The sequence below is a fragment of the Streptomyces harbinensis genome, assembly GCF_900116145.1.
GTDB classification, from domain to species: domain Bacteria; phylum Actinomycetota; class Actinomycetes; order Streptomycetales; family Streptomycetaceae; genus Streptomyces; species Streptomyces carpaticus.
The window spans coordinates 611,017-626,284 of record NZ_FPAB01000003.1; the positions used below are offsets into that span (position 1 = coordinate 611,017).

The 15,268-nt window shown below is 70.1% G+C and carries 11 protein-coding genes; 9 read left to right on the forward strand and 2 right to left on the reverse strand.

The window, feature by feature from the left end; genetic code table 11:
* Window positions 1-77: 77 nt before the first annotated feature.
* From BM385_RS10560 to BM385_RS10575, 4 genes are read left to right on the forward strand one after another with little or no spacing between them, the layout of a single operon-like run.
* Window positions 78-1,001: a branched-chain amino acid ABC transporter permease gene (locus tag BM385_RS10560; protein ID WP_019433778.1), complete on the forward strand. Its 924-nt coding sequence runs from the start codon at window positions 78-80 to the stop codon at window positions 999-1,001.
* Entirely contained in the window at window positions 998-2,329 is a 1,332-nt protein-coding gene (locus BM385_RS10565) for a branched-chain amino acid ABC transporter permease (RefSeq protein ID WP_093842868.1), read from the forward strand. The genes BM385_RS10560 and BM385_RS10565 overlap by 4 nt, the downstream gene beginning before the upstream one ends.
* Window positions 2,329-3,222 carry an ABC transporter ATP-binding protein gene (locus BM385_RS10570; protein ID WP_093842967.1) on the forward strand — a complete coding sequence of 298 codons (894 nt, stop codon included), beginning with the start codon at window positions 2,329-2,331 and terminating at the stop codon, window positions 3,220-3,222. The genes BM385_RS10565 and BM385_RS10570 overlap by 1 nt, the downstream gene beginning before the upstream one ends.
* A complete protein-coding gene (locus BM385_RS10575; protein ID WP_093842869.1) occupies window positions 3,219-3,983 on the forward strand; it encodes an ABC transporter ATP-binding protein in 765 nt (254 codons plus the stop codon). Before BM385_RS10570 ends, BM385_RS10575 begins: the two co-directional genes overlap by 4 nt.
* Before the next feature lie 34 nt (window positions 3,984-4,017).
* Here BM385_RS10575 and BM385_RS10580 read toward each other — a convergent pair whose 3' ends face one another.
* The gene (locus BM385_RS10580) at window positions 4,018-4,551 is read right to left on the reverse strand and encodes a PaaI family thioesterase (protein WP_093842870.1); all 534 of its coding nucleotides are present in this window, start codon (window positions 4,549-4,551) and stop codon (window positions 4,018-4,020) included.
* A gap of 61 nt (window positions 4,552-4,612) precedes the next feature.
* Complete coding sequence (locus BM385_RS10585; protein WP_019433783.1) at window positions 4,613-6,904, reverse strand: FdhF/YdeP family oxidoreductase; 2,292 nt, start codon at window positions 6,902-6,904, stop codon at window positions 4,613-4,615.
* Between the two features lie 203 nt (window positions 6,905-7,107).
* Between BM385_RS10585 and polA the strand changes: the two genes are divergently transcribed.
* From polA to coaE, 5 genes are all read left to right on the forward strand, one after another.
* Entirely contained in the window at window positions 7,108-9,816 is a 2,709-nt protein-coding gene (gene polA, locus BM385_RS10590) for a DNA polymerase I (protein ID WP_093842871.1), read from the forward strand.
* Window positions 9,817-10,018: 202 nt separating this feature from the next.
* Window positions 10,019-11,551: a lytic murein transglycosylase gene (locus tag BM385_RS10595; protein ID WP_254791500.1), complete on the forward strand. Its 1,533-nt coding sequence runs from the start codon at window positions 10,019-10,021 to the stop codon at window positions 11,549-11,551.
* A gap of 396 nt (window positions 11,552-11,947) precedes the next feature.
* Entirely contained in the window at window positions 11,948-13,456 is a 1,509-nt protein-coding gene (gene rpsA, locus BM385_RS10600) for a 30S ribosomal protein S1 (protein ID WP_019433786.1), read from the forward strand.
* Between the two features lie 219 nt (window positions 13,457-13,675).
* The gene (locus BM385_RS10605; protein WP_093842968.1) at window positions 13,676-14,629 is read left to right on the forward strand and encodes a PAC2 family protein; all 954 of its coding nucleotides are present in this window, start codon (window positions 13,676-13,678) and stop codon (window positions 14,627-14,629) included.
* A gap of 26 nt (window positions 14,630-14,655) precedes the next feature.
* A complete protein-coding gene (gene coaE, locus BM385_RS10610; protein WP_093842872.1) occupies window positions 14,656-15,261 on the forward strand; it encodes a dephospho-CoA kinase in 606 nt (201 codons plus the stop codon).
* The last annotated feature ends 7 nt before the right edge of the window (window positions 15,262-15,268 follow it).

Here is a 15,268-nt window from a genome sequence, read left to right on the forward strand (position 1 = left end):
GTGAGTTGTCGGCGGGGCGCGGTGTGTCATCGCGCCCCGCTTGCTTTGTGCCCGTTTCGCTAAAGGAAGTCAGCTCCATGTCCCTACAGGATTTCTGGGACGTTTTCGTCCTCGGGGTGGTGCTCGGCTCGTTGTATGCCGTCATCGCCATTGGCTACACGCTTGTTTATGGTGTTCTGCAGCTTCTGAACTTCGCGCACAGCGAGGTGTTCATGTCCGGCGGTTTCGGCGGACTCATCGTGTTGACGGTGGTGGTGCCGGCGGCGGATCCGAGTGGGATTCAGTCGGCGGGCTATGTGTTGCTCGGTATGTTGGCCGGTGCGGCGCTGGGTGGTGGTGTGGCGTACGGTCTGGAGCGGGTGGCGTACCGTCCGTTGCGGCGGCGGGGTGCGCCGCGTCTGGTGTTTCTGATCACGGCGATCGGTGCGTCGTTCTTCATCTACAACCTGGCGGGCAAGATTTTCGGCCGGAATGCGAGCCGGATGCCGTCGATGTATGAGAACAAGACGTTGTTCACGTTGTTCGGGGCGCCGATCAATGTGACGCAGGCGCTGGTGGTGGTGTCGGCGGTGCTGATGCTGATTCTGGTGGACTTCGTGGTGAATCGGACGAAGCTGGGGTCGGGTATCCGGGCGGTGGCGCAGGATCCGGAAGTGGCGTCGTTGATGGGTGTGAACATCGACAAGGTGGTGTCGCGCACCTTTGTGCTGGGTGGGTTGATGGGTGGTGTGGCCGGCTTCTTGTACGGGACGACGACCCAGGTGTGGTACACGATGGGCTTCTTGCCGGGTATTACGGCGTTCGCGGCTGCGGTGCTGGGGGGTATCGGCAATGTGCGGGGGGCGATGCTGGGCGGGATGGTGCTGGGTGTCGTTGAGGCCATGACGGTGGAGATCTGGGGCGACGCGTGGCGGTATGTGGGCGCGTTCGCGGTGTTGGTGGCGGTGCTGATGTTCCGTCCGACCGGGATTCTGGGCGAGCGGGTTGCGAGGACGGCATGAGCACGGTGAGGGATTCGAAGGGCCGGGAGCGGGTGCCGTCGGCGGCGAGCTTGCGGCGGGTGCGCTGGTATCAGGAGGCGCGGTGGAAGCGTCTTGTGGCTCTGTTGGTGCTGGCGGTGGTCGGTGCGCAGGTGACGGGGGTGCAGGGTACTTCGACGGATATTTTCTATGCGTTGGGGGAGAATTTCACCGGTACGGGGATCTGGATCTGGCTGGCGCTGTGTGTGGGCGTGTGGGTGATCCGGGAGTTTTTGAGTGAGCCGGTGAACCGGGGGTGGGTGGCGTCGCGGGATCGGGTGTCGCAGCCGGTCGCGCGGGTGCGTGGTGTGTGGCAGGCGGATCCGCGGTTGCGGTACGGCGGTGGTGCGCTGCTGCTGGTGGTGCTGATTCTGTTGCCGTTGTGGCTGTCGACGTACTGGCAGCAGGTGATGGTGGACCAGATCGCTATTTTTGTGTTGTTGGCGATCGGTTTGAATGTGGTGATCGGCTGGGCCGGGATGCTGGATCTGGGTTTTGTGGCGTTTTTTGCCATCGGGGCCTATTCGGCGGCGTTCTGGACGGGTTCGCTGCCGGTGGAGCCTCCGGTGGTGCTGAACACGTTCCTGGTGATTCCGATCGCGATTGTGACGTGTTTGCTGGCGGGGGTGTTGCTGGGGGCGCCGACGCTGCGGTTGCGGGGTGACTATCTGGCGATCGTGACGCTGGGGTTCCATGAGATCGTGTATCTGGCGGCGCGGAACTGGACTGATTTCACGGGTGGTTCGCGGGGCGCGCGGATGTCGGAGCGGTTTGTGATCGATCTGGGGTTCTGGCGTTTCGAGTGGGGTCTTGATCCGAAGCCGTATTACTGGTTGTTGCTGGGCTTCATCGTGGTGATCATTTTCTTGTTCCTGCGGTTGGAGCATTCGCGGGTGGGCCGGGCGTGGACGGCGATCCGTGAGGATGAGGTGGCTGCGGCTTCGACGGGTGTGAACACGGTGCGGATGAAGCTGCTGGCGTTCGCGATCGGTGCGTCGACGTCGGGTGTGGCGGGTGTGGTGTACGCGAGCAAGGTGGCGTTCATCTCGCCGGAGAATTTTGTGCTGTTGTTGTCGATCCTGGTGCTGGCGTATGTGATCTTCGGTGGTATGGGGTCGATTCCGGGTGTGCTGGCGGGGGCGGCACTGTTGATCTGGCTGCCGGAGTATCTGCGGGATTCGGTGGATCCGCAGGACCGTTTCATGTACCTGGGTGCGCTGCTGGTTGTGATGATGATTTACCGGCCGCAGGGTCTGTTGCCGTCGAAGCGGAGGCAGCGTGAGCTTCGACTGGCGGAGGAGAAGGCGTGATGGCCAAGACGGAGCAGGTGGCGGAGGCCGGCGGGAACGTGCTGGAGGTTTCCGGTGTCACGTTGCGGTTCGGTGGTCTGACGAGTCTGAACGATGTGTCCTTGTCGATGGGCCGGGGTGAGATTCTGGCGATCATCGGGCCGAATGGTGCGGGGAAGACGTCGTTCTTCAATTCGGTGACGGGTGCGTATCTGCCGCAGGAGGGCACGATCGGCTTTCTGCCGCGGGCGGGTGGCCGGCACGAGTTGCGGGGCTGCAAGCCGTATCTGGTGTCGCGGCACGGGGTGTCGCGTACGTTCCAGAACATCCGGTTGTTCGGGGCGCTGACGGCGCTGGAGAACGTGAAGATCGCGGTGGAGACGCGGCAGAAGACGGATGCGGTGTCGATCATGCTGGGTTTGCCGCATGCGCGGCGTGCGGAGCGTGAGAGTGATCGGCGTGCGCACGAGGTGCTGGCGTTCGTGGGTCTGGAGGGCCGGCTGAACGAGTTGGCGTCGTCGCTCAGTTATGGCGAGCAGCGGCGGCTGGAGATCGCGCGGGCGTTGGCGACGGGTCCTGAGTTGTTGCTGCTGGATGAGCCGGCGGCGGGGACGAACCCGACGGAGAAGCGGGATCTGGAGGATCTGATCCGCCGGATCAATGCCGATCTCGGGGTGAGTGTGCTGCTGATCGAGCACGACATGAAGCTGGTGATGTCGGTGGCGGACCGGGTGGTGGTGCTGAACTTCGGGAAGAAGATCGCCGAGGGGACGCCGGGTGAGGTGCAGCGTGATCCGGCGGTGATCGAGGCGTATCTGGGTGCTTCGGCGGAGGAGGACGCGGCGGCGGTGGCGGATGTGGTGGCCGGGCAGGCTGCTTCGGGTGCCGCCGAGGGTGAGGTGAAGGGCGCATGAGTACGCAGCTGACGAAGGACGGTGCGGCGCAGGGGTCGTCGGCGGCTCCGGCGTTGCTGGAGTTGCGTGAGCTCCATGTGTTCTACGGGGCGATCGAGGCGCTGAAGGGTGTCGAGCTGTCGGTGGCGGAGGGGGAGGTCGTCGCGCTGCTGGGTGCCAATGGTGCGGGCAAGTCGACGACGCTGAAGACCGCTTCGGGGATGCTGAAGCCGCGTTCGGGTGAGGTGCTGCTGCGCGGGGAGCGGGTGGACGGGATTCCGTCGCACGAGCTGGTGCGGTTCGGGATCGGTCATGTGCCCGAGGGGCGGCGGGTGTTCGCCCGGATGTCGGTGGTGGAGAACCTCCAGATGGGGGCGTACCGGTTGCGGCGTCCGGATCCGGCGGACATGGACCGGGTGTTCACGCTGTTTCCGCGGCTGGCGGAGCGCCGTAAGCAGTTGGCGGGGACGCTGTCGGGTGGTGAGCAGCAGATGCTGGCGATCGGGCGGGCCCTGATGGGGAAGCCGGAGCTTCTGTTGCTGGATGAGCCGTCGATGGGTCTGGCGCCGCTGATCGTGCAGCAGATTTTCGACATTCTGCGGGAGATCAACGAGCAGGGGACGACGCTGTTGCTGGTGGAGCAGAACGCTTCGCAGGCGTTGCAGCTGGCGGATCGTGGCTATGTGCTGGAGACGGGTGCGGTGGTGATGTCGGACGACGCGTCCGAGTTGCTGACGCATCCGCGGGTGCGGGCGGCGTATCTGGGGGAGGCCGCCGAGTAGCGGCCTCCCGTTGCGGGTGGGCCCCGTCGTCCGGTCAGTGGGCGGCGGGGCTCGTGCCGTTCGTGGTGTTCGTGCTGCTTGTGGTGTTCGTGGTGTCGGTGGTGCCGTTGGGGGCGGCGGGGCGCAGGGCGCAGGTGAGGCGGGCGGTGCAGACGCGTTTGCCGTGGTCGTCGGTGATGACGATGTCGTAGGTGGCGGAGGTGCGTCCGGCGTGGACGGGGGTGGCGGTGCCGGTGATGGTGCCGGTGCGTACCGCGCGGTGGTGGGTGCAGTTGAGGTCGACTCCGACGGCGATTTTCTGGGGGCCGCCGTGGAGCATGGCGCCGATGGAGCCGAGGGTTTCGGCGAGGACGGCGGAGGCGCCGCCGTGGAGGAGGCCGTAGGGCTGGGTGTTGCCTTCGACGGGGAGGGTGCCGACGACGCGGGTGGGGGCGGCTTCCTGGACCTGGACGCCCATGCGGGTTCCGAGGGCGCCGGCGGAGAACAGCTGGGGCAGGTCGATGCCCAGGCCGGCCCACTGCTCGATGATGTCGTGCGGGAACCGGGTGCTGGTGGTCTGGTCGGTCATGGCGTACGGCTCCGATCGTGCGCTTGTGGCGTGTCGGGACGGTGGTCCGTACAGGGTTGTATCAGGTGGTGTGGCGGCTGGTGGGGGTGAGGCGGATGACGATGGATTTGCTGGTGGGGGTGTTGGAGGTCTTGGCGGTGGCGTCGAGGGGGACGAGGACGTTGGTTTCGGGGTAGTAGGCGGCGGCGCAGCCGGGGGCGGTGGGGTAGTGGACGACGCGGAAGCCGGGGGCGGTGCGTTCGGTGCCGTCGGTCCATTCGCTGGTGAGGTCGGCGTAGGTGCCGTCGTCGAGGCCGAGTCGCCGGGCGTCGTCGGGGTGGACGAAGACGACGCGCCGGCCGCCTTTGATGCCGCGGTAGCGGTCGTCGAGGCCGTAGATGGTGGTGTTGTACTGGTCGTGGGAGCGGAGGGTCTGGAGGAGGAGGCGGCCTTCGGGGACGCGGGGCCAGGTGAGGGGTTCGGCGGTGAAGTTGGCTTTGCCGGTGGTGGTGGGGAAGGTGCGGCTGTCGCGGGGCGGGTGGGGGAGGGCGAAGCCGCCGGGTCGGGCGACTTTGGTGTTGAAGTCGTCGAAGCCGGGGACGACGCGGGCGATGCGGTCGCGGATGCGGTCGTAGTCGGCGGCGAATTCTTCCCAGGGGGTGGTGGAGCCGGGGCCGAGGACGCGGCGGGCGAGGGCGCACAGGATGGCGGTCTCGGAGCGCAGGTGGGGGCCTGCGGGGGCGAGCCGGCCGCGGGAGGCGTGGACCATGCCCATGGAGTCCTCGACGGTGACGAACTGGTCGCCGCCGTCGGGGCGGCGGTCGCGTTCGGTGCGGCCGAGGGTGGGGAGGATGAGGGCGCGGCGGCCGGTGACGCAGTGTGAGCGGTTGAGTTTGGTGGAGACCTGGACGGTGAGGCGCGCGCCGGCGAGGGCGGTTTCGGTGACGGCGGAGTCGGGGGTGGCGGAGACGAAGTTGCCGCCGACGGCGAGGAAGACTTTGACGCGGCCGTCGCGCAGGGCGCGGATGGTTTCGACGGTGTCGAGGCCGTGCTCGCGGGGCGGTGTGAAGCCGAATTCGCGTTCGAGGGCGTCGAGGAGCTGGGGGGTGGGGCGTTCGCAGATGCCCATGGTGCGGTCGCCCTGGACGTTGCTGTGGCCGCGTACCGGGCAGACTCCGGCGCCGGGGCGGCCGATGTTGCCGCGCAGCAGGAGGAAGTTGACGATTTCCTGGATGGTGGGCACGGAGTTCTTGTGCTGGGTGAGGCCCATGGCCCAGCAGACGATGATGCTGCGGGAGGCGAGGATCAGCTCCAGGGCGGCTTCGATGTTCTCGCGGGTGAGGCCGGTGGCTTCGAGGGCCTGGTCCCAGGTGGTGGCGCGGGTGGCGGTGGCGAAGTCCTGGAAGCCGTGGGTGTGGTCGCGGATGAACGCGTCGTCGGTGGCGCCGTCCCGTTCCAGCAGGAGTTTGTTGAGGATGCGGAAGAGTGCCTGGTCGCCGCCGAGCCGGATCTGGAGGAAGAGGTCGGTGAGGTCGGTGCCGGGGCCGGCGAGTCCGCGGGGGGTCTGCGGGTTGTGGAAGTTCCGCAGGCCGGCTTCGGGCAGCGGGTTGATCGTCATGATTTTGGCGCCGGCGTGTTTGGCGCCTTCGAGGGCGGTGAGCATCCGCGGGTGGTTGGTGCCGGGGTTCTGGCCGGCGACGATGATGAGGTCGGCCTTTTCGAGGTCGTCGAGCAGGACGCTGCCCTTGCCGATGCCGAGGGTGTCGCCCAGCGCGTAGCTGGAGGACTCGTGGCACATGTTGGAGCAGTCGGGCAGGTTGTTGGTGCCGAACTCGCGGGCGAACAGCTGGTAGACGAAGGCGGCTTCGTTGCTGGTGCGGCCGGAGGTGTAGAAGGCGGCCTCGTCGGGTGAGTCGAGTGCGTTGAGTTCGCCGGCGATGAGGTCGAGGGCGGCGTCCCAGCCGATGGGGGTGTAGTGGGTGGCGCCCTCGGCCAGGTACATGGGTTCGGTGAGCCGGCCCTGCTGTCCGAGCCAGTAGCCGGAGCGTTCGCGCAGGTCGGCGACGGAGTGCTCGGCGAAGAACGCGGGGGTGATCCGGCGCAGGGTGGCTTCCTCGGCGACGGCCTTGGCGCCGTTCTCGCAGAATTCGGCGGTGTGCGGCTTGCCGGGTTCGGGCCAGGCGCAGCCGGGGCAGTCGAAGCCGTCGTGCTGGTTGACGCGCAGGAGGGTGAGGGCGGTGCGCCGCAGGCCCATCTGCTGCTGGGCGGTGCGCAGGGCGTGGGTGATGGCGGGCAGGCCGACGGAGGATTCCTTGGGGGCGCCGACCTGGGGGGCGTCCTGGACCGGATCGGAGGCGGGCGGCTTGGCGGACATGGGCGGCTCTCCTTTGACGCGGACGGCGGACGGGCCGGGGCGCGGCCGGGTGGGCCGCGCGGGCCAGGGTGCGATCGTGTCATGCCGGGCCGCCGGTGGCACGGGTCGGGCGCGGACCGTCGCGGCGGGTGCGGCCGGGGCGGCGGGGCGGGCCGGATGGCGGCCGGGCGGGACTGTCAGTGGTCCGTGGGAGGATCGGTGACGTGGCTGAGAACGCATCGCACCCCCAGACGACCTCGGCGCCGCGTCTGCTCCTGCTGGACGGGCACTCGCTGGCGTACCGCGCGTTTTTCGCGCTGCCCGCGGAGAATTTCACGACGGCTGTCGGGCAGCCGACGAACGCGATCTACGGCTTCGCCTCCATGCTGGCGAATACGCTGCGTGATGAGGAGCCCACGCATCTGGCGGTGGCGTTCGACGTGTCGCGCAAGACGTGGCGCTCCGATCGCTACGACGGGTACAAGGCGACCCGTTCGGCGTCCCCCGACGAGTTCAAGGGGCAGGTGGAGCTGATCGGGGAGCTGCTGGACACCATGCGGGTGCGGCGCTTCGCGGTGGACGGGTTCGAGGCGGACGATGTGATCGCCACCTTGGCGACGCGGGCGGCCGACGAGGGCTTCCAGGTGTCGATCGTCACCGGTGACCGGGACTGCTTCCAGCTGGTGAGCGACCGGATCACGGTGCTGTATCCGACGAAGGGTGTTTCCGAGCTGACCCGGTTCACGCCGGAGAAGGTGGAGGAGCGGTACGGCCTGACCCCGGCCCGGTATCCGGATTACGCGGCCCTGCGCGGCGACCCGTCGGACAATCTGCCCGGCATTCCGGGGGTGGGGGAGAAGACGGCCGCCAAGTGGATCCACCAGTTCGGCTCGCTGGACGCGCTGCTGGAGCGGGCGGACGAGGTGAAGGGCAAGGCGGGCGCCAATCTGCGCGAGCACCTGGAGTCGGTGCGGCTGAACCGGGAGCTGACCGAGCTGGTCCGCGACATGGAGCTGGAGTGCGGCCCGGTGGACCTGGTGCGCTCCCCGTACGACCGGGAGGCGATGACCGTCCTGCTGGACGTGCTGGAGTTCCGCAACCCGAGCCTGCGGGAGCGGCTGTTCGCGGTGGACCCGGGCGCGGCCGGTGAGGAGACGGTGCCGGCCGAGGGCGTCGCCGTCGACGGCACGGTGCTGGCGGCCGGCGAGCTGGGCCCGTGGCTGGCCGGGCAGGACGGGCAGCGGCTGGGCGTGGCCACCCTGGACGACTGGAAGCTGGGCGCGGGCGCGGTGCGCGCGGTGGCGCTGGCGACCGGGGAGGGCCCGGCGGCCTGGTTCGATCCGGCGGCGCTGGACGAGGCGGACGAGCGGGCCTTCGCCGGCTGGCTGGCGGACGCCGGCCGCCCCAAGGTGGTGCACGGCGCCAAGGGCCTGATGCGGGTGTTCGCCGAGCACGGCTGGCAGCTCGCCGGCGTCGCCATGGACACCGCGCTGGCCGCGTACCTGGTCCAGCCGGGCCGCCGCTCCTTCGCCCTGGACGCGCTGAGCGTGGAGTTCCTGGGCCGCGAGCTGGACCGGCCGGAGGACGACGGCGGGCAGCTGGCGTTCGGCGCCGACGACGAGGCCGAGGCGCAGGCCCTGATGCGGCAGGCCCGGGCCGTCCTCGACCTGGGCGCGGCCTTCGAGGGCCGGCTGGCGGACGTCGGCGCCGCGGAGCTGCTGCACGATCTGGAGATTCCGGTGTCCGCGCTGCTGGCCCGCATGGAGCGCGCCGGGATCGCCGCCGACCGCCCGCACCTGGAGCGGATGGAGCAGCGGTTCGCCGCCGCCGTGCAGCAGGCGGTGGGCGAGGCCCACGCCTCGGTGGGCCACGAGTTCAACCTCGGCTCGCCCAAGCAGCTCCAGGAGGTGCTGTTCGGCGAGCTGGGGCTGCCGAAGACGAAGAAGACGAAGACCGGCTTCACCACCGACGCGGACGCCCTGCTGTGGCTGGCCGGGCAGACCGAGCACGAGCTGCCGGTGATCATGCTGCGGCACCGGGAGCAGGCCAAGCTGCGCACCACGGTGGAGGGGCTGATCAAGACGATCGCCTCCGACGGCCGCATCCACACCACCTTCCAGCAGACCGTCGCCGCCACCGGCCGGCTCTCCTCCACCGACCCCAACCTGCAGAACATCCCGGTGCGCACCGACGAGGGCCGCGCCATCCGGGGCGGGTTCGTGGTCGGCGAGGGCTACGAGACGCTGCTCACGGCCGACTACAGCCAGATCGAGCTGCGGGTGATGGCCCACCTGTCGGAGGACGCCGGGTTGATCGAGGCGTTCACCTCCGGCGAGGACCTGCACACCACGGTCGCCTCGCAGGTCTTCGCCGTCGGCAAGGACGACGTGGACGCCGAGATGCGCCGCAAGATCAAGGCGATGAGCTACGGCCTGGCGTACGGCCTGTCGGCGTTCGGTCTCTCGCAGCAGCTGTCGATCAGCCCGGACGAGGCACGCAAGCTGATGGACACCTACTTCGAGCGCTTCGGCGGGGTCCGTGACTACCTCCAGCGGGTGGTCGACGAGGCGCGCGCCACCGGGTACACCGAGACGATGCTCGGCCGCCGCCGCTATCTGCCGGACCTCACCAGCTCGAACCGGCAGCGCCGGGAGATGGCCGAGCGGATGGCGCTGAACGCCCCGATCCAGGGCACGGCTGCGGACATCGTGAAGATCGCGATGCTGCGGGTGGACGAGGCCCTGACGCAGAAGCGGCTGCGTTCGCGGATGCTGCTCCAGGTCCACGACGAAATCGTGCTGGAGGTCGCCCCGGGTGAGCGCGAGGCGGTGGAGGCGCTGGTGCGTGAACAGATGCCGAACGCCGTCTCGCTGCGCGCCCCGCTGGATGTGTCCGTCGGCTGGGGCGACACCTGGGAGTCGGCCGCGCACTAGGCACGCCCCACAGCGCCCGCTGACGGCCCGGCACCGCGGGGTGCCGGGCCGGGCGTCACCCCGGGGAAAGGCCAAGTTCCTCAAAGTGTCACGGGGTTGGGACACGTGCGCACCGTCGGACGCCTGCGGGCGGCGGTGTTCGCACGTATCGTACTGTCGGACCTGTCGACGGGTACCAAGCGTGACATGGGAGGGGACGCGCGTGACGTTGCGCATCGGGAGATTCCGCAGGGGGATATCCGGCTCGGCGGTGGCGGCGGCGGCCATGGCCGCCCTGACCGCCTCCCAGGCCTCCGAGGTCCTGGCCACCGAGCCCGCCGGGGAGCCCGACCCCCGGGAGAACGCGGCACAGGAACAGCCGGGCACCGACCGGGAACACCTGGGGCTGCCCTACCACACCGATCTGCCGCCGCTGGTCCCGATCGGTCCGGCGGAGCCGCCGCTCGACCTCGGCTACGGTCCGGACGGCGAGGGGGAGGCCGGAGGGGGCGGCGCGGCCATCCCGCCGGGCGCGGCAGAGTCCGGCATCCCGGCCACCGTGCTGGACGCCTATCTGCGGGCCGAGGCGGCTCTGGCCTCTTCCACGCCCGGCTGCGGCCTGGACTGGGAGGTGCTGGCGGCCATCGGCAAGGTCGAGTCCGGTCACGCGAGCGGCGGCCGGGTCGACGCCGACGGCAACACCCTCACCCCGATCCGCGGCCCGCAGCTCAACGGCAACGGCTTCGCGAGGATCCTGGACACCGACGGCGGACGCTGGGACGGCGACCCGGTCTACGACCGCGCGGTGGGGCCGATGCAGTTCATCCCCTCCACCTGGGCCTCCTGGGGCGCGGATGGCAACGGGGACGGCATCAAGGACCCCAACAACGTGTACGACGCGACGCTGGCCGCCGGGAACTACCTGTGCGCCGGTGGCCGGGACCTCACCACCGAGGACGGGCTGAACCGGGCGCTGCTGAGCTACAACTACTCGTGGGACTACGTTCGCACGGTGCGCTCCTGGCTGGAGTTCTACTCCCAGGGCGTCCACGAGGTGCCGGACGGCACCGGCCAACTGCCCACCAGCCCCGGCCCGGGCCGGGACGGCGCCCGGCAGCCGGAGCGGGACGGCGCCGACCGCACGCCGCAGACCCCCGGGAGCGGTGACCGGGAGAAGCCGGCCGGGGAGAAGCCCGCCGCCCCCAAGCCGGCCGACCCCGTCGAGGGCGGCATCAAGCCGGTCGACCCCGCGCCGGCCGACCCGCCGGCCGGCGGAGACCCGGACGACTCGGAAGGCTCGGACGACCCGGACGGTCCGGACGAGCCCGGCACCCCCGGTGAGCCGGAGGAGCCCGGGCAGCCAGGCGAGCCCGAGGACCCGGACGAGCCGGGTGACCCGGGCGAGCAGCCGGAGTGCCCGGTGGACCCGGACGGCGAGGAGCCGGAGGAGGACACCGGCGCGGACGGCGGGAGCGACACCGGTGCCGACGCCGGTGACACCGACCCCTCCCGCGAGGGCGAGGGGACCGGCGAAGGCGAGGGGAACGGCGAGAACGGCGAGAACGAGGAGACCGAGGACCCGGACGGCGCCGAGGGGTGCGACGACCCCGAGGACGGGGACACCGACCCGGACGGCGACGACCCGGACGGGGACGGCGAGGACGGCAAGGACGAGGACGGGACGGACTCCGGCACCGCGACCGGCGGCGACACGCCGGTGACGCAGACCGCCGCCGCGGCCACCCGCCGCGTCTGATCACCCGCACCGCGCACGGCGCGCCCGGGTCCGCACGGACCCCGGCGCGCCGTTTGCGTACGCTCGGGGGTGCGCCACGCCCGGCGAGAGGGTGATCTTGACCCCGGCCGGCCGGAGAACTGCCGGTTTTGGCTGGATATCGCATGGGGTGGGGCGAACCACGCATTGACCCCGCTGAGATGCGCCCGTATGCTATAAGACGCGCTGCGGGCCTGTGCGCCTCGGACGGAGCAGGCCGCGCTCGCACTTGTTGTATGTCCCCTCGGTTGTCGAGGCGCTTTCGGAAGCGGTAGCTCCGGAGAGCGCTTCTCAGGCTGTCCGGCTTCGGCAGTGCGATACGGGCCCCGTGCGTAGTAGTGCCTACGACACCTTGTCCGTACCGGAGCCCTTTACCACATGACGAGCAGCACCGAGACCACCGTGACCACCCCGCAGGTTGCGGTCAACGACATCGGTTCCGAGGAAGACTTCCTCGCCGCGATCGACGAGACGATCAAGTATTTCAACGACGGCGACATCGTCGACGGCGTCATCGTGAAGGTCGACCGGGACGAGGTCCTGCTCGACATCGGCTACAAGACGGAAGGGGTCATCCCCTCCCGCGAGCTGTCGATCAAGCACGACGTGGACCCGAACGAGGTCGTCGCCGTCGGTGACGAGATCGAGGCCCTGGTTCTCCAGAAGGAGGACAAGGAAGGCCGCCTGATCCTGTCCAAGAAGCGCGCTCAGTACGAGCGTGCCTGGGGCACCATCGAGAAGATCAAGGACGAGGACGGCATCGTCACCGGTACCGTCATCGAGGTCGTCAAGGGTGGTCTCATCCTCGACATCGGCCTCCGCGGCTTCCTGCCGGCGTCCCTCGTCGAGATGCGCCGCGTCCGCGACCTCCAGCCCTACGTCGGCAAGGAGCTGGAAGCCAAGATCATCGAGCTGGACAAGAACCGCAACAACGTGGTCCTGTCCCGCCGTGCCTGGCTGGAGCAGACCCAGAGCGAGGTCCGCCAGACCTTCCTCACCACCCTGCAGAAGGGCCAGGTGCGCTCCGGCGTCGTCTCCTCCATCGTCAACTTCGGTGCCTTCGTGGACCTGGGCGGCGTGGACGGTCTGGTCCACGTCTCCGAGCTGTCCTGGAAGCACATCGACCACCCGTCGGAGGTCGTGGAGGTCGGCCAGGAGGTCACCGTCGAGGTCCTCGACGTCGACATGGACCGCGAGCGCGTCTCCCTGTCGCTGAAGGCGACCCAGGAAGACCCGTGGCAGCAGTTCGCCCGCACCCACCAGATCGGCCAGGTCGTCCCCGGCAAGGTCACCAAGCTGGTGCCGTTCGGTGCGTTCGTCCGCGTGGACGAGGGCATCGAGGGTCTGGTCCACATCTCCGAGCTGGCCGAGCGCCACGTGGAGATCCCGGAGCAGGTCGTCCAGGTCAACGACGAGATCTTCGTCAAGGTCATCGACATCGACCTGGAGCGTCGCCGGATCAGCCTCTCGCTGAAGCAGGCGAACGAGAACTTCGGCCCCGACCCGCTGGCCGTCGAGTTCGACCCGACCCTGTACGGCATGGCTGCGTCCTACGACGACCAGGGCAACTACATCTACCCCGAGGGCTTCGACCCCGAGGCCAACGACTGGCTGGAGGGGTACGACAAGCAGCGCGAGGAGTGGGAGCGCCAGTACGCGGAGGCGCAGGCCCGCTTCGAGCAGCACCAGGCGCAGGTCGTCAAGTCCCGCGAAGCGGACGCCCAGGCCGAGGCCGAGGCGGCGGGTGCCGGTGTTCCGGCTCCGCAGTCCGGCAGCGGTGGCGGCGGGGGTTCGTACTCCTCCGAGGGCGCCGAGGACACCGGTGCGCTGGCTTCCGACGAGGCGCTGGCGGCGCTGCGCGAGAAGCTGGCCGGCGGCCAGAGCTGAGTGCTCACCGCCGCTGACGCCGCCCGTTAGGGCGGGCTGAGGCTCCCAGGGCCCGCACCCCGACCGGGGTGCGGGCCCTGTCGCATGTCTGCCGGGTCCCGCCATCGTCCCCTTCGCCGGACGGCCGGCGCCGGACATGGCAAGCTGCCCCGGGAATGCCGTCGCGTCACCGCGCGTTCTGTCCGGTGCACGCAAGACAGCGGAAGGGGTGCGGTGACGGTGCGGGATCCGCAGGAGTTGTACGCATGGGACGCCCGGGGGCTGCGGCTCGCCGAGCAGAGCGCGACCGGAGCGGACGGTGCCGGGCCGGTGCTGATCTACTTCCTCGACGGCTTCATGGACGCCGGCGAGACCGGCGGCCAGCTGATCGAACAGCTGCTGGACGGCCGGCCGTACACCACGGTGGCGCGCTTCGACCACGACCGGCTGATCGACTACCGGGCCCGCCGGCCGGTGATGACGTTCCGGCGCGACCGCTGGACGGCGTACGAGACGCCGCACCTGGAACTGCGTCTGGTGCACGACGAGACGCACCAGCCGTTCCTGGTGCTGTCCGGCCCCGAGCCCGACGTGGAGTGGGAGCGGTTCGCGGCGGCGGTGCGGCAGATCGTGGAGCGGCTGCGGATCCGGATGGCCGTGACCTTCCACGGCATCCCGATGGGCGTGCCGCACACCCGGCCGGTGGGGCTCACCCCGCACGGCAACCGCACGGATCTGCTGCCGGCGCACCGCGGCATGTTCGACGAGGCGCAGGTGCCGGGGAGCGCGGCGGCGCTGCTGGAGCTGCGGCTGGCCGAGGCCGGCCACGACGTGCTGGGCGTGGCGGCGCACGTGCCGCACTACATCGCCCGCTCCCGGTATCCGGACGCGGCACTGGTGGTGCTGGAGGCGGTCACCGGGGCGACGGGCCTGGTGCTGCCGCAGGTGGCGCACGCGCTGCGCAACCGGGCGCTGAAGACGCAGAACGAGATCGAGCGGGAGCTGGCCGAGGGCGACTCGGAGCTGGTTGCGGTGGTGCGCGGCCTGGAGCAGCAGTACGACGCGCTGGCGGGGGCTGCCACCCGCGGCTCGCTGGTGGCGGAGTCGGCCGAACTGCCGTCCGCCGACGAGCTGGGCGAGGTCTTCGAACGGTTCCTGGCGGAGCGCGAGCAGGGCGAGGGCGGCGACCGCTGACGGCGCCGGGCCGGTAGCCTGCGGGCATGCTGAGCGTGGGAGTCACCGGCGGGATCGGGGCGGGCAAGAGCGAGGCCGTGCGGCGGCTGGCCGCGCACGGCGCGGTGGTGGTGGACTCCGACCGGATCGCCCGCGAGGTGGTGGAGCCCGGCACCCCGGGTCTTGCGGCGGTGGTCGAGGAGTTCGGGCCGGGCGTGCTGGCCGCCGACGGCTCGCTGGACCGGGCGGGGCTCGGCCGGATCGTCTTCGCCGACGCCGGGCGGCGGGCGGCGCTGAACGCCATCGTGCACCCGCTGGTCGCCCGCCGCTCCGCGCAGCTGCGGGCCGCGGCGCCGCAGGACGCGGTGGTGGTGCACGACGTGCCGCTGCTGACCGAGAACGGCCTGGCGGACCAGTACGACCTGGTGGTCGTGGTGGACGCCTCGCCCGAGGTGCAGCTGGAGCGGCTGACCGGGCTGCGCGGCATGAGCGAGGCGGATGCCCGGGCCCGGATGGCGGCCCAGGCGACCCGGGAGCAGCGGCTGGCCATCGCGGATGAGGTGCTGCACAACGACGGCACGCGTGAGGAGCTGGCCGCGCAGGTGGACCGGCTGTGGGAACGGTTGCGGGAGCGGTTGCGACAGCGGCGGTAACGCCTCC

What these genes read in the sequence shown, in the direction of transcription:
- BM385_RS10560 (WP_019433778.1), top strand. Translation starts at nt 78, where the DNA reads ATGTCCCTACAGGATTTCTGGGACGTTTTCGTCCTCGGGGTGGTGCTC.
- BM385_RS10565 (WP_093842868.1), top strand. Translation starts at nt 998, where the DNA reads ATGAGCACGGTGAGGGATTCGAAGGGCCGGGAGCGGGTGCCGTCGGCG.
- BM385_RS10570 (WP_093842967.1), top strand. Translation starts at nt 2,329, where the DNA reads ATGGCCAAGACGGAGCAGGTGGCGGAGGCCGGCGGGAACGTGCTGGAG.
- BM385_RS10575 (WP_093842869.1), top strand. Translation starts at nt 3,219, where the DNA reads ATGAGTACGCAGCTGACGAAGGACGGTGCGGCGCAGGGGTCGTCGGCG.
- BM385_RS10580 (WP_093842870.1), bottom strand. Translation starts at nt 4,551, where the DNA reads ATGACCGACCAGACCACCAGCACCCGGTTCCCGCACGACATCATCGAG.
- BM385_RS10585 (WP_019433783.1), bottom strand. Translation starts at nt 6,904, where the DNA reads ATGTCCGCCAAGCCGCCCGCCTCCGATCCGGTCCAGGACGCCCCCCAG.
- rpsA (WP_019433786.1), top strand. Translation starts at nt 11,948, where the DNA reads ATGACGAGCAGCACCGAGACCACCGTGACCACCCCGCAGGTTGCGGTC.
- coaE (WP_093842872.1), top strand. Translation starts at nt 14,656, where the DNA reads ATGCTGAGCGTGGGAGTCACCGGCGGGATCGGGGCGGGCAAGAGCGAG.